The organism is Mycolicibacterium brumae, from assembly GCF_025215495.1.
GTDB classification, from domain to species: domain Bacteria; phylum Actinomycetota; class Actinomycetes; order Mycobacteriales; family Mycobacteriaceae; genus Mycobacterium; species Mycobacterium brumae.
This window is the reverse complement of sequence record NZ_CP104302.1, coordinates 1,339,445-1,353,306: the sequence shown is the minus strand read 5'-3', so window position 1 is coordinate 1,353,306 and position 13,862 is coordinate 1,339,445. Positions and strand designations below refer to the sequence as shown.

The 13,862-nt window shown below is 68.3% G+C and carries 11 protein-coding genes; 5 read left to right on the top strand and 6 right to left on the bottom strand.

The window, feature by feature from the left end; all coding sequences use genetic code 11:
- The first annotated feature begins 316 nt into the window (after positions 1-316).
- Positions 317-2,173, top strand: a complete 1,857-nt coding sequence (locus L2Z93_RS06600) for a glycoside hydrolase family 183 protein (RefSeq protein ID WP_162562041.1) — start codon at positions 317-319, stop codon at positions 2,171-2,173.
- A gap of 90 nt (positions 2,174-2,263) precedes the next feature.
- Here the strand turns inward: L2Z93_RS06600 and L2Z93_RS06595 are convergent, their stop codons facing one another.
- From L2Z93_RS06595 to L2Z93_RS06580, 4 genes are all read right to left on the bottom strand, one after another.
- On the bottom strand, positions 2,264-2,779 hold the full coding sequence (locus L2Z93_RS06595) for a DUF3145 domain-containing protein (protein WP_090593601.1): 516 nt from the start codon (positions 2,777-2,779) through the stop codon (positions 2,264-2,266).
- 197 nt (positions 2,780-2,976) lie between these two features.
- Positions 2,977-3,807 carry a serine hydrolase domain-containing protein gene (locus tag L2Z93_RS06590; RefSeq protein ID WP_090593598.1) on the bottom strand — a complete coding sequence of 277 codons (831 nt, stop codon included), beginning with the start codon at positions 3,805-3,807 and terminating at the stop codon, positions 2,977-2,979.
- A 100-nt stretch (positions 3,808-3,907) separates the two neighbouring features.
- The gene (locus L2Z93_RS06585) at positions 3,908-4,837 is read right to left on the bottom strand and encodes a hypothetical protein (RefSeq protein ID WP_090593595.1); all 930 of its coding nucleotides are present in this window, start codon (positions 4,835-4,837) and stop codon (positions 3,908-3,910) included.
- A gap of 103 nt (positions 4,838-4,940) precedes the next feature.
- Complete coding sequence (locus L2Z93_RS06580; protein ID WP_128111918.1) at positions 4,941-5,909, bottom strand: hypothetical protein; 969 nt, start codon at positions 5,907-5,909, stop codon at positions 4,941-4,943.
- 78 nt (positions 5,910-5,987) lie between these two features.
- On the opposite strand from L2Z93_RS06580, the gene L2Z93_RS06575 reads away from it, so the two are divergent.
- Together L2Z93_RS06575 and L2Z93_RS06570 are read left to right on the top strand one after the other, a co-directional pair.
- The gene (locus tag L2Z93_RS06575; protein ID WP_090593589.1) at positions 5,988-7,079 is read left to right on the top strand and encodes an S-(hydroxymethyl)mycothiol dehydrogenase; all 1,092 of its coding nucleotides are present in this window, start codon (positions 5,988-5,990) and stop codon (positions 7,077-7,079) included.
- Positions 7,080-7,163: 84 nt separating this feature from the next.
- Positions 7,164-7,802 (top strand): MBL fold metallo-hydrolase, encoded by a 639-nt coding sequence (locus L2Z93_RS06570; RefSeq protein ID WP_090593586.1) that lies wholly within the window; start codon positions 7,164-7,166, stop codon positions 7,800-7,802.
- A 1-nt stretch (position 7,803) separates the two neighbouring features.
- Here the strand turns inward: L2Z93_RS06570 and L2Z93_RS06565 are convergent, their stop codons facing one another.
- On the bottom strand, positions 7,804-9,771 hold the full coding sequence (locus L2Z93_RS06565; protein WP_090593583.1) for an Hsp70 family protein: 1,968 nt from the start codon (positions 9,769-9,771) through the stop codon (positions 7,804-7,806).
- Between the two features lie 239 nt (positions 9,772-10,010).
- Here L2Z93_RS06565 and L2Z93_RS06560 point away from each other — a divergent pair, with 239 nt between their 5' ends.
- Both L2Z93_RS06560 and L2Z93_RS06555 read left to right on the top strand, forming a co-directional pair.
- On the top strand, positions 10,011-11,279 hold the full coding sequence (locus tag L2Z93_RS06560) for a PE-PPE domain-containing protein (RefSeq protein ID WP_162562040.1): 1,269 nt from the start codon (positions 10,011-10,013) through the stop codon (positions 11,277-11,279).
- A gap of 84 nt (positions 11,280-11,363) precedes the next feature.
- Positions 11,364-12,929, top strand: coding sequence for a serine/threonine-protein kinase (locus L2Z93_RS06555; RefSeq protein WP_234786285.1), 1,566 nt, complete (start codon positions 11,364-11,366; stop codon positions 12,927-12,929).
- 100 nt (positions 12,930-13,029) lie between these two features.
- Here L2Z93_RS06555 and L2Z93_RS06550 read toward each other — a convergent pair whose 3' ends face one another.
- A complete protein-coding gene (locus tag L2Z93_RS06550) occupies positions 13,030-13,710 on the bottom strand; it encodes an N-acetylmuramoyl-L-alanine amidase (protein ID WP_234812045.1) in 681 nt (226 codons plus the stop codon).
- Between the last annotated feature and the right edge of the window lie 152 nt (positions 13,711-13,862).

The window sequence follows — 13,862 nt, the reverse complement described above, 5'->3', positions numbered from 1 at the left end:
CGCGGCGAAACTGCAGAGGATCCGCGACGCCGCTACGGCCACAGCGACGGCCACCCCTTCAGCCACCAGCGCCGGCCAATCCCAGCAGCCGCCTGGCGACGGCGCTGCCGAACCACAAGGCGAGACAACCCAATCCACCGCTAAGCGAGGCGATCGACTGTCGGCATGGGCCGCGCGTCTGCAGGCGCGGGCGGACCGGTTCGCTTCCGATCTCGTCACCGCTCCCGGCTCGAATACGCGAGTGCTGTCGCTGCCCGGCCGCGACGGAGACAGCGAAACACCGCGGACCATCCCGTCATCAGACCGCCTGAAAGGCTTGACTCAACCGACCAAGCGCCGCCAGGGCATCACCCCGGACGGCGTGGCGCCCAGTAACTTGCTCGACCGGAGCACCGAGCCCGCCGCGGTGCGGGGTATCGCGCAGCTGACCGACTGGACGCCAATCCTCGCTTCCGCCAAGGTGATTGCGAGCTCCGCCGAGTCCACTGTGCGTGTGCCGACGCTCCGGGTATCCGCCGCAGTCACCGATCTGGCCCACGCAGCACCAGCCGCAGCCGCGACGACGAAGACGGTGGTCTCCGGACTGCTGATCGTCGCCGGACTGTCCCCGCTGGCCGGGAACGGGCCCGCGTTGCCCGCACATTCTCCGCTGGCCTGGGCGCTGGCGGCTTGGACCCGCCGCGTCGCCGAGAAGGACTCCTCCGGCGAGGACCGGCTGCGGTCTGTCGCGCATGGTCAATCCCAGGGGGTGACCGAGCCGGTCCCGCAGGTCCGGCAGGAGGTCGCGCTCGCGAGTGCCGTCAGCCCGTCGGCCGACCCGGGATACGTCCTCAGTGGCGCGCAGGGCACGAAACCGAGCATCTCCGGTTCGCTGAGCGCCAAGCAGATGGGCTGGACGACGGGTCGTCCAACCGCGCCGTGGGTGGTCGGCGGCACCGACCTGGGCATCATGTGGGTCGGCGGAACACAGAACGGGACTCCCGTCGTCTACGCGCTGTTCGGGGACACCTTCGACCAGCGGCAGCGCCAGACCGGCTGGCGCAACAATGTGCTGTTCCGGACCACCGACCTCAACCTGAGCAACGGCCTGAGCTTCGACACCGCCATCGTCACACCGGGCGGCACCGGGCCGGGATCACATCCCGAATGGAACCAGTGGTGGGGACCCAGCTACCCAAATGGGTTGAAAGACAAGACGATCGGCGCCGCGCAGGTCATCCTCGACCCCGTGGTGTTCCAGAAGAACCAGGGCTTCTCGCATCTGGGCAAGGCCTACACCATGATCCCCACCGCCGGAATCGCCATAGGCGACCCCGGGGCAGGCCCCGAGCAGGTAACCCAGTACGCCACCGTGATGTCGATCAAGCAATGGGGCGCCGCCGGGCATTGGACCACCAACTACTCGGCGATCGCCAAATCCACCGACGGCGGCAAGACCTGGACGGTGCTCAAAGACACCGTGCGGGAGTCGAACAAGGATCCGAACTTCCAGCAGAACGCCTTGGTCTACGGCAAGGACGGCGACGTCGACGCGGACGACAATCGGTACATCTACGTGTACGGAACCCCGGCGGGCCGGCAGGGATCGGCCTATGTGGCCCGCGTCCCGGAGAACCAGTTCGAGGATCTGTCGGCCTATCAGTACTACGCCGGCGAGCAAGGCGGTCAGAGCAAGTGGGTCACCGGTGACCCGTCGGCCGCGACGGCGGTGATCGGCACCGCCGGAAACCGTTCGATCCTGCCGCAGAAGGGCATCCTGGGCTTCTTCGTCCGGCCGGTCGAGGCGGTGCTGAACTTCATTCTGCCCGGACTGTTCAAGCCCGGTGGGCTGCTCAACGCCGGCGGCCGGCACGGCAATGTCAGCGAGCTATCCGTGCAGTACAACCCGTATCTCGACAAGTACGTCGCGATGTACACCGACGGTAGCGGCAGCGTGGTGATGCGCGTGTCCGACACGCCGCAGGGCGTCTGGTCGGACACCGTCACGGTGCAGGAGGGGCGCTTGCTCGGCAGTCGAGCAGGCATGTACGCGCCGATGATCCATCCGCTGTCTGGCACCGGGCAACTCGACGGCGGCGCCAACGAGCAATACCTGTACTACAATCTGTCCCAGTGGAACGACTACAACGTCCGAATGATGCGGACGGACCTGAGCCGTCTCACACTCACCTGAGTCAGCACCGGAATTGCGTCAGCGCCGCAACGCAGTTGAGCCGCTGACCAAAGGTCAACGGCTCAACCTCCCACCACCAAGATCGCGGGATTAGCTTCCGACGGCGCGGTCCAGCCAGCTCACGTCGGCGACTTCGCCGCCGTTGCGGTAGGGCTCCAGCGCCTCGTCCCAGGCGGTGCCCAGCACGTTGTCCAGTTCCGAGGCCAGCGAGTCCGCGCCGTGCTCCATCAGCGTGCGCAACCGCATTTCGCCGACCATCACGTCGCCGTTGGCGCTCATCGCGCCGCTCCACAACCCCAGCTGCGGGGTGTGCGAGTAGCGCTGACCGTCGACACCCTCGCTCGGGTCCTCGGTGACCTCGAACCGCAGCACCGTCCAGGAGCGCAGCGCGTCGGCCAACCGGGCGCCGGTGCCGACCGGGCCGATCCAGTTGGTGACGGCGCACAACTGCCCGGGCAGTGCCGGCTGCGCGGTCCAGGTGAGTTTCGCCCTGGAGTTCAGGGTCGACGAAAGGGCCCACTCCACGTGTGGGCACACCGCCGCGGGCGAGGCGTGGATGTAGACCACGCCCGAAGTCGCGTCGGCGAATTGGTTCGACGCACGCATTGGCTGCTCCTTCAGTTCGACGAGGGACGTCTTCCCCAAGCGACCTCAACGAACTCGAAGCATTACAACTCGTGTGTCTCGCGTGTCTATTGTGCCTCGTGTGGCGCCTGTTGCGCTAGTCTCTCGCAACTTCTCTCAGAGCCTCATCAGAGATTTGTGACCTCCGGCCCCCACCGGTGCGCCCAACGGCCACCCGGCTATGCCGGTCCGTCACCAAACTGAGCCAGTACAGCGTCGGAAACCGCAGGCCACAGCGGCAACGCCCACTCACCGAAATCTCGGTCGGTGAGCACCACCAGTGCCAGCTCACGAACCGGATCAGCCCAGATGAAGGTGCCGGACTGGCCGAAGTGGCCAAATGTCGACGGCGAGTTGTCCGCCCCCGTCCAGTGCGGGGACTTCTTGTCGCGCAGTTCGAAGCCCAGGCCCCAGTCGTTGGGGCGCTGCGGACCGTAGCCGGGAAGCACCCCGTCGAGCCCGGGGAACTGCACCGTGATCGCCTCGGCGTGAGTCTGCGCGGACACGGTCACCGGCGCCAATAGGTCTGCGGCGAACCGGGTCAGATCGCCGACGGTCGACCAGCCGCCGTACCCGGCGGCCGCCGCCCCGCCGTCGAGCCGCGAGTCGGCCATGCCCAGCGGAGCGAACACCGCTTCCTCGATGTAGTGGTCGAACTCGATGCCCGCCTCTGCCTCCAGCGTCTCGGCGGCCACCTTGAACCCGGTGTTGGAGTAGATCCGACGGGTTCCCGGCGCGGCCAGCACCCGGTCGTCGAGCATCGCCAAACCCGACGCGTGGGACATCAAATGACGCACCGTCGAACCTTCCGGCCCGGCCGCGGTGTCCCACTCCAGCGCGCCCTCCTCCACCGCCACCTGGACGGCGCGGGCGGCCAGCGGCTTGGTGACCGATGCCAGCCGGAACGATCGGGCGGCGTCGCCGTGGGTCGCCAGCACCCCGGCGGGGCCGACCACCGCGGCGGCGGCATTGGCCACCGGCCAGCGGGAAATGACGTCGAGAGCGCTCATTGCGCAGGAATCCTACGGGCCGCGTGGACTCCACGCGGTGGCCTCCACGCGTTGGCCTCCACGCGTTGGCCTCCATGCGGTGGCCCTCACGCTGAGGCCGTCAGGCGATACGGGGCAACTCCCTGCTCAACGGTCCGCAACGAACGCCGTACCGCGCGCGGACGGTGTCGAGGGCGTGGCGCGCCCGCTCCCGATCTGCGCGGTGCTGCCGCAGGAACTTCAGCTGGGCGATCGATCGTCGCGGCAGCGGATACCAGCGGTCGAAATCCAGCCCGCACTCCCGGAACGCCGAGGCCGGCAGAGCGTCCACGCAGAGGCTCAGATTGTGCGCCGCCAGCGCGAACAGCGTGGGCGGGAACACTTTTCGCGACGCGTTGTACAACTCCATGAGATCCACCTCGTAGAGCCCGGCGTCGGACAGCCGGTCCGAGAGGAACAGGTGCGTGCCGAAGTACGCGCCGAACGACGTGAGATGCATGATCGCCGACTGCGGCTGAATCGACAGCGTCGTGCCGCTCGGCGACAGGTACGGCTCGTACGGGAAATCCAGGTGGTTGAGGTACCCGGTGCAATTGACCATCCAACTGCCCGGCCGCAGCGGAAGGCTGGCGCCGCTGCGCAACAGCATCCGGGGCTGCTCGTCGTCGTCGATCACGTCGACCAGGTGGTCCATCACCACCTGATTCAGCGCGGAGTCGACCGTCACGCGCTCGGCCTCCGAGAGCAGCCCGAGGAAGAGGTTGCCGGTGTGCGGTGTCGCCCATAGGCCGTAGGACCGCCGGAACCAGTCCCACACCTCGTCCTCGTTGGCGCCGTTGAATCTCGCCGTGAACTCCGCCGCGACCGCGCTGAACATGACGCCACCGCGCCACCGCGCGATGCCCTCCGGAAAGAACAGATCACGGTCGACGCGCTGGTCCTTGGCGATGGTGTCCAGGCAGTGCTCGAAATGCGCGAGCACCTCATCCTTCGACGGCAGATACGACGGCCGCTGTCTCAGCGTCCACTTGATGTTCCCGGCGGTGAACATGCCGTGCGGCTGATGCAGCCGGACATACCCCGTTCATCAGGATGAACCCGCCCCTGAGCGTTGTCAACGGCGAAAGTTCCCGCCCGAAAGCGGCCCTCCTCGGCTACCCGCCCAGCTGCCGGCGAATGGCGGCGGCGGCAGTGACGTCGGCTTCGGCGGCGTCGCTGTCACCGAGACCGCGGTGCGCCAGCGTCATCCACTCGTAGACGTCGGCGGTGTCACCGTGTGGTCGCAGCACCCGGTACTCGCGCAGCGCCACGCCCAGTGATTCCAGCGCTCGGCGGTGGTCGCCGCCGCGGACCCGCAGCACGCCGCGAGTGTGCGCCGCCCAACCGCGGTACAGCCCGGCCAGCCCGCTCTCAGCAAGCCAATCCTCCAGCGCCATGGCCAGCCGGTCGCTGCGTTCGATCTCCGCGGCGCCGCGGGTGTGCCGGACCACCACGCCGTGCACCTCCCCGACCCATTCAATGGTCGACGGGTCGGCGCCGACGACGGAGACCGCACGGTCCAGCAACTCGAAGGCCGCCTCCGGGGATCCCTGCGACAGCGCCTCCCGCGCTTGGGCGACCAGACCGAGCGCCGTCACCTCCGGGTGCGCCAACTGCTGTTCGAGATCGCTCAGTTCCCGAACGCGCTCCCGCAACTCGGCGTCGCGGCCGGCGTCGGCCGCCACCGCGGCGTCCAGATACGCCAGGTAGGCGTGCACCGGAGCGACCAGCGCGCCGGTGATCAATTCGCGGGCGCGTTCCATCCAGGTGCGGCCGAGGTTCGAGTCGCCGCGGGTCAGCCAGATCAACGCGAGACCGACGGCCTTCTCTCCGGCGGCGACGGGGTCCCGGCGGGCGTGCCGGGTGAACACCAACTCGGCGAGTCGCGCCGACTCCCCCAATCGGCCCAGCCGCCAGGCGGCGGTCGCCATCGCGTCCAGATCCTCTGGCGTCAGCGGTCCGAGCGCGCTCGCGGCGCTGAAACTGGCGTAGCCGGCTGCCCAATCACCGGCGGCGTAAGCGGCGCGGGCCGAGGCGACCATGTCGGCCCGGGAGGTGGCGCGGAGTTCGGCTGCGGTAGTCATCAAGATCCCACGGTACTGCGCCGACCGTGTCCAGGAAACGTGCGTGTCAACGGCGCGACGACGCATAGGGTGTGTCGCATGAGTCAGACAGTGCGCGGGGTGGTTTCGCGGTCTAAGGGCGCGCCGGTTGAGGTGGTTGACATTGTGATCCCGGATCCGGGTCCCGGTGAGGTGGTGGTGGATGTGATCGCCTGCGGGGTGTGCCACACCGACCTGACCTACCGCGAGGGTGGGATCAATGACGAGTACCCGTTCCTGCTGGGTCATGAGGCGGCCGGGCGGGTCTCCCAGATCGGCGAGGGGGTCAGCAACGTCGCCGTCGGGGACTTCGTGGTGCTGAACTGGCGCGCGGTGTGCGGGCAGTGCCGGGCCTGTAAACGCGGCCGCCCGCAGTACTGCTTCGACACCTTCAACGCCACCCAGAAAATGACCCTCACCGACGGCGTCGAGCTGACCCCGGCGCTGGGCATCGGGGCGTTCGCCGACAAGACCCTGGTCCATCAGGGCCAGTGCACCAAGGTCGACGAGGCCGCCGACCCGGCGGTCGTCGGGCTGCTGGGCTGCGGGGTGATGGCCGGCCTCGGCGCGGCGGTCAACACCGGCGACATCGGCCGCGACGACACCGTCGCGGTGATCGGCTGCGGCGGGGTCGGTGATGCCGCCATCGCCGGCGCCGCCCTGGTCGGCGCCCGGACCATCATCGCCGTGGACACCGACGACGCCAAGCTGGAGCTGGCCCGGGAGTTCGGGGCCACCCACACCGTCAACGCCACCTCCTCCGACGTGGTGGCGGCCATTCAGGATCTGACCGACGGTTTCGGCGCGGACGTCGTCATCGACGCGGTCGGGCGCCCGGCCACCTGGAAGCAGGCGTTCTACGCCCGCGACCTGGCCGGCACCGTCGTGCTGGTCGGGGTGCCGACCCCGGACATGACCCTGGACATGCCGCTGATCGACTTCTTCTCCCGCGGCGGCGCGCTGAAATCCTCCTGGTACGGCGACTGCCTACCCGAACGCGACTTCCCCACCCTGGCCAGCCTCTACCTGCAAGGCCGGCTGCCCCTGGACAAATTCGTCACCGAACGCATCAGCATCGACGACGTCGAAAACGCCTTCCACAACATGCACGACCACAGCAAACCCATCCTGCGCTCCGTCGTCATCCTCTAACCACCTCTAACCACACAGCATCCACCAACCGCGCAGCATCCACCAACCGCGCAGCATCCACCAACCGCGCAAGGAGAAGCCACAGTGAGCGATTCGAATCAACCGGGCATCGAGCGGATCGTCACCCACGGGGTGTTCGAACTCGACGGCGGCAGTTGGGAAGTCGACAACAACATCTGGCTGGTCGGCGACGCCAATGAGGTGATCGTCATCGACGCCGCCCACGACGCGGCCGCGATCAAACAGGCGGTGGGCGGCCGCCACGTCGTCGCCGTCATCTGCACGCACGGCCACAACGACCACATCACCGTGGCGCCGCAGCTGTCGGCCGACCTGGACGCGCCGGTGCTGCTCAACCCGGCCGACGAGATGCTGTGGCGAATGACCCACCCGGACAACGAGTTCCGCACTCTCGCCGACGGCGACGTGCTCAAGGCCGATGGCATTGAGCTGCACGCCATTGAGACCCCCGGACACTCGCCGGGCTCGACGTGCCTCTACGCGCCCGCGCTGGGTGCGGTGTTCTCCGGGGACACCCTCTTCCAGGGCGGCCCCGGCGCCACCGGGCGCTCGTTCTCCGACTTCCCCACCATTCTGGGCTCCATCAAGGACAAGCTCGGCAAGCTGCCGCCGGAGACGGTCGTGTACACCGGCCACGGTGACACCACCCGCATCGGCGACGAAATCGTCAACTACGACGACTGGGTCGCCCGCGGGCACTGAGTCACTCGTCGGGCGTCGGATCCTCTTCTGCCGCAGCGCTACTGGGCGTGACCGCCGGCTCCGAAGTCGGAGCGGGTTCCGACGCCGGGGCCGGCTCCGAAGTGGGCACGGGCTCCGAGGTGGGAACAGGCTCTGAGCTAGGCGCGGGTTCCGACGTCGGGGCGGGTTCCGAGGTGGGCGCAGGTTCAGAGGTTGGCGTCGGCTCGGCGCTGCTGGGCGGGTTCGCGCGATCGGTCGGCGTCGACGGCGTGTTCGACGGACGGTCGCCGAAGAACGGCAGCCCCAAGGTGATGTCGGGGATCTGCAGCGCCGGGATCGGCGGCGCCACAACGGGGGCCGGAATGGCGGGCCCAACCGGCGCCGGGATCGGAGCGGGAGCGGCGGGGATCGGAGCGGGAGCGGCCGGGGCGGGTTGAGCTGCGGGCTGCTGACGATTGGCCTGCACCGCCTTGGCCGGCGCCGGTTGGGTGGCCCGCTGCTGGCTCGGGACCTCGGCGGAACGCTGCTGCACCACCACATTCGGGCTGGCCTCGGCGACCGGGCTCGGTTCTTCCACCGGGTTCTGCGCCGCAGACTGCGGCAACGCGCTCGATCCCGGCGGCAACATGATCGCGGTGACCGGCCGCGGCTTGGAGTCCGAAGCCGCCGTCAGCGCGACGGCGGCGCCGCTCACCCCGGCGCCGATCAGCAGCGCGGCCAGAATTGCTGCCGCGACCGGGCGGCGGAAACGGCGCTCCTCCAGCGTGGGCGCATCCGGGGCTGGCCGGTACGCCACATGCGGCCGGGCGTCGGCTGGATCGGCGATCTCCCGAGGGGGCTCCGGGCCGAGGTTCGGAACGGGGATCTGCGCCGACCGCGGGTCGTCGAACGGGAGTGGTTCGGGCACGTCGTCGGCTTCCGACCAGGCCAGCGACGCCTGGGCGGCCCTGGTGGTCGATCCGGTGGCCGGCGCTGCGACGTTCAGGACCGTCGCGGTGTTGTCTGCGGGCCCGCGCAACGCACGACGCGCTGCGCCACCGGCCGCGGTCAGGCTCGGATTCGGTGCGGTGATCACCGGTGTGCGGAACCTCCCCGACAGGGCGGCGGTGACCAGTGGCATCGCCGCGACACCGCCGGTGGTGGCGACCCCGGACAGATTCACCGGGTGAATCTGGTTGTCGCGCAGCACTTCTTCGACCAGGTCGAGGAAGACGTTCAGCGAGGGAGCGGACAGATCGTCCAGTTCGGATCGGGTCACCCGCATTTCACCGCGGAAGCCGGGAACGTCGGCGGCCAGCGAGCCAACCGCGCCGGTCGACAACTGCTCACGCACCCGACGGCTGGCCTGCCGCAGCCGGGTGAGCGCCCCGATCGCTGAGGTCTCCGACAGATCCGCCGCCGGCATACCGGTCAGCACATGCTCGAGCACAGCCCGGTCCAGCAGGTCGCCGGAGAACTCCGGGCACCGGACCGTGGGGCTGAGCGCGCGGTAGCCGTGTTCGGCGTCGACCACGGTGACGCTGGCGCCGCTGCCACCGAAGTCCAGCACCGCGATGATTCCGTGCGTCGGGAGCCCGGGCCGATGCTGCAGCGCGATGGTCGCCGCGGCGTGGTCGGGCAGCAGGATGACCTCACGCCAGGACGCGGACTTCCGCAGGGCGCGCCGCAGCGCTTCGACGGTCTCGGGCCGCCAGTGCGCGGGGTGGCTCACCGACACTCGGCCGGGCTGCCGCCAGCTCCCGCTGACCGTTTCGGCGAGCTGCCCGAGCGCGGCTGCCAACAATTGTTCGCCGCGATGGATGGAGCCGTCATCGGCCACCATCCCCACCGGATCCCCTACCCGGTCGACGAATCCTGCGACCAGCGGGCCGCTCGGCAGCCGGAGCACCGCGTCACGCACCAGCGAGTGACTGGCGGTGACCGCAGCCAGCTTCGTCGCGCCGATCGACAAACCGATCACGGGCTCTGCGCGGCCCGATGTCTGCGTCATGCCATTCACCCGCGTCCAGGTTGATTAGCCGAACTCACTTCCTTGCTTTGGTTCTCGCCGCAGCGCCCGGCCGCGTTACACCCGCGCACAGTCGTCATTTGCGGCATGCCTGTCGTAGCATTCCCTCAGGTTGGGGCGGGATTGAGAGGGTCGGCATGGCCGGTAAACATCGGGCGAATCCCGCCCAGCGCGTTCGTGCAGGTCGGACTCGTCGGCTGGGTGTCCCGGGAGCCGCCGGGGTGGCATTGTTGAGCGTCGCCGCACTCGGTGTGGCGCCCGGCTTGACGCCGTTCGGGCAGAGCCTGGCGATTGGGCCGACACAGGTGGTCGCCGCGGAAACGCGGCTGGCGGCGCAGGTGTACTACCTGCGGGGGACCAACATCGGCGATGAGCCGACCGATGGCCAATACCGCGATTTCATGACGGTCGTCCGCAGCGGCACCAGTCCCGTCACACCGGAGGACACCTTCACCCAGGTCGTCTACCCGGCAAGCATCTGGCCGGTCTCCAAGGGCTTCTTCAATGACGCGAAATGGAACGACTCCGTCGACAAGGGCGTGGCTGGACTGACGGACCAGGCCCCCGGAGCCGACGATGTGGTGTTTGGGTTCTCCCAGGGCGCCGTCGTCGCCTCGAAGTACAAGGCGCAGAATCCAGACGTTGGGACGACCTACATATTGGTCGAGAATCCCACCCGCCCCAACGGCGGGGTGATGTCCCGGTTCGCGGGCCTCTACATCCCGATCATGGACCTGACGTTCAGCGACGCGACGCCGGAGAACGGCGACACGACCATTGACATCGCCCGCCAGTACGACGGCTGGGCAGACTTCCCGACCTATCCGCTGAACCTGCTGGCCACCGCCAACGCGGTCATGGGCATCGCCCTGGTGCACGGCAAGACCCAGACTCAGCTGCAAGCGAGCGACCTCGCTGAGGCGGCGGAAACCGGTGACGGCTCCATGTACTACCAGCAGCGCGGGAACACCACCTACTACCTGGTCCGCACCGACGATCTGCCGCTGCTGGCGCCGGTCCGCGCGGTCTCCCCCGAACTGGCCGACGCACTCGATCCGCCGCTGCGGGCCATCATCGAAACCGGCTATGACCGAACCGATTACAGCAAGCCCACCCGCGCGCAATTGCTTCCGTCAATCGGCGCCCTGCAGAAGTCGCTGGAGAACACCTCCGCCGATCTGAAGGCGTCCGCCGACGACGGCGAAACCTACACAGCGCCCGGCAAACTCAGCGCGAAGCTGACCGGCGAGTCCGCGGGGGTCCTCGCCAAGGCGCTGAAACCATTGGCGCCGGCGTCCCAGAACGCGGTGTTCAACCGGACCGGCGCGGGCGCCGCTCTGGTGTCCGACCCAAGCGAGGGCACACGCGCTCAGCAACCGAAGAAGTTGAAGCCGCCCAGCCTGACCAAGTTCGTCAGGAAGATCAGCAAGGCGTTCACCGGCGATCGGGACAAGCCCAAGGACAACGCGCCGCCGAGCGCGGGCTCCTAACCCGACGCGGCCCGCCGATTTGTCGGGCACCGGCGTGAGGTTGGTGGTTCACTCCTCCTACAGCGACAGGACGGGGGAACGACGGTGACCGGGCCACGGCAGGGATCCCGTTTCGGCAAGTATCAGCTGATCAAGCTGCTCGGCCGTGGCGGGATGGGCGAGGTGTACCAAGCCCACGACACCCAGAAGGACCGCACGGTCGCGCTGAAGATCCTGCTCGACCAGCTCTCCCGCGACGACGAATACCGGCAGCGATTCACCCGGGAGGCCCATGCCGCGGCGAAGCTGCAGGAACCGCACGTCATCCCCATCCACGACTGGGGTGAGATTGACGGGCGCCTCTACATCGATATGCGGATGGTCCAGGGGCCGGATCTGGGGACGGTGCTCAAGTCGGGGCCGCTGGATCCGGCTCGCGCGGTCAGCATCATCACTCAGATCGCCGGCGCGTTGGACGCCGCGCACGCCGACGGCCTGGTGCACCGCGACGTCAAGCCCGAGAACATCGTCGTCACCGCGGGCGATTTCGCATACCTGCTGGACTTCGGGATCGCCGAGCAGTCCGGCGACAGCCACCTCACCCAGACCGGAATGACGGTCGGCTCCTTCGCCTATATCGCGCCGGAGCGACTCACCGGCGCCACCGTGTCCCCCGCCGCCGACGTGTATTCATTGGCCTGCGTGCTGCACGAGTCCCTCAGCGGCTCAAGGCCGTTCGACGCGCGAACCGCGCAATCACTGATGACCGCACACATGTATAGCCCGCCGCCGCGGACCTCGGCGCTCAATCCGCGGGTGCCGCCGACATTCGACGCGGTGATCGCCCGCGGCATGGCCAAAGAGCCCGATGACCGCTACGGCAGCGCCGGCGCGCTGGCCCGCGCCGCCGGGCGCGCGCTGACCCAGCCGCCGCCGGCGCAGACCGCGATGACCGCACTGCCCGGGTCGGGGCCGCTGGGGTCCACCCAGGCCGCCCCGCCCGGCTACGGACCCCCGCCGTCGGTCCCGACGCCGCCGCCGTGGCCGGCGATGACGCCGCCGGCCTGGCCCGCCGTCGCCCCCGAGTACACCGCCCCACCTGCGACGCACGAGCCCACGGAGGCGTCGGGCCGCACATCGAGGAACACCGCCGCGCTGCTGATCGGGGCGGTGGTCCTGTTGGGTGTCGTCGGCCTCGCCATCGGCATGTTCGTCGGCGGCCAGGGGTCCGGCCCGTCGGCGCCTGCGGAGACCACGATCCGGGCGTCCCCGCAGTCGGCGCCCAGCTTTCCGGCACGTGACACCTCGACGGCTCCGGCCAGCCCCACCCGGCCGGCCGGGGTGCCGCCGATGGTGCACGGGCCCGACGGCACCCAGACCAACTGCGACGCCGGCTACAGCCACGGCGACGGGGCCGAGTTCGGCAGTCACGCGGCCCGCGGTTCGGTGGCCACCAGCTGCCTGTTCACCCGCAATGTGCTGTCCGCGTATTGGGAGGCCGGCGCGCCCGACGACCGGCCCCGCACCCTCACCGTGCCCGGCGCGGTGCCGTGCAATCCGAGCAGTCAGCGTTGCCAGGGCGGCTACTTCGTGGTGGAGTGCACCGGTTCGCCCACCGATCCGTACATCACCTGCACGGGAGGCACCGACGCGCGTGTGTTCCTGCATTGAAACCCGCCACTGACCTGAGAAGGCACACACCGGCGTCCGCATTTGTGCGCGCGAATGAGGTGAATCCGCTACTTCCGGTTGCTTCGCGGTCTGGCGATACTCACGTTGGTGGCGCGGAACTCGTCGATGACGATTTCGTGCAAGCATTCGGCAACGCCGCTTCTATGCCCTTAGTCAAGCTCTCCGAATAGAGAGCTATGCCTTCATCGCCAATGGGCACAGAGCCACCCTTACCAGGCAACCCGAACTCGTTGTATACCCAAGGAACATTCTCGGAGATGAGCATGATAATCGGAATGTTCCCCGACCAAAGGGGTGCGCGGCCGCCAAAGTCGTTGTCGACCACGCTTACCGTCCGACCCTCGACTTCACTCCGCTTCTTGGCGATCACGTTGCCGTACCGCTCGCTCTTCGCGGCGGTCTCGCCGTTGGTGAACTCTACGCGGACGTGCTTGCCTTGCGCGGCGGTTCCTTCCCGATAAAGTCCGACTCGCTGAACGAAGACCGATGCGTTGTTGATATCGGTGTGGATAGAGACCGCGAGATCGGCGCCTGCTTGGTCGGCCCGGTTCACGCGTTCGCGGTAGCTCACGCTTTCGTCGACTGAATTCTTCAACAGGACAGCGGTGTAGCCTGCATTGCTTAGCGCCTCCTTAACGTTGTTGGCTACGGCCATAACGTTCGCGCCTTCCGCCCCGTTTGGGTAGTCGATCATCGCCGCACCAGTTTCGGGGTCGAAGGCTTCGATTTGCACGGGATTGTGTCCGGGATCTAGAGCCACGACGGGCGCTTGGCAGTCGGAGGCATCATTGGGTGCTGACCTCTCGTGCGAGGTTCCTGCGACTGGCTCCGATACCTCGGTTTTGTGCGGTTGTGCTTCGAAGGACCGGGGTGTCCCAGACGAAGAACAGGAGGTCGCCACCAAGCTTGCGA

Excerpts from the sequence above, each read along its gene's own strand:
- L2Z93_RS06585 (WP_090593595.1), bottom strand. The coding sequence starts at position 4,837 with ATGTTCACCGCCGGGAACATCAAGTGGACGCTGAGACAGCGGCCGTCG.
- L2Z93_RS06565 (WP_090593583.1), bottom strand. The coding sequence starts at position 9,771 with ATGACGCAGACATCGGGCCGCGCAGAGCCCGTGATCGGTTTGTCGATC.
- L2Z93_RS06575 (WP_090593589.1), top strand. The coding sequence starts at position 5,988 with ATGAGTCAGACAGTGCGCGGGGTGGTTTCGCGGTCTAAGGGCGCGCCG.
- L2Z93_RS06590 (WP_090593598.1), bottom strand. The coding sequence starts at position 3,807 with ATGAGCGCTCTCGACGTCATTTCCCGCTGGCCGGTGGCCAATGCCGCC.
- L2Z93_RS06595 (WP_090593601.1), bottom strand. The coding sequence starts at position 2,779 with ATGCGTGCGTCGAACCAATTCGCCGACGCGACTTCGGGCGTGGTCTAC.
- L2Z93_RS06580 (WP_128111918.1), bottom strand. The coding sequence starts at position 5,909 with ATGACTACCGCAGCCGAACTCCGCGCCACCTCCCGGGCCGACATGGTC.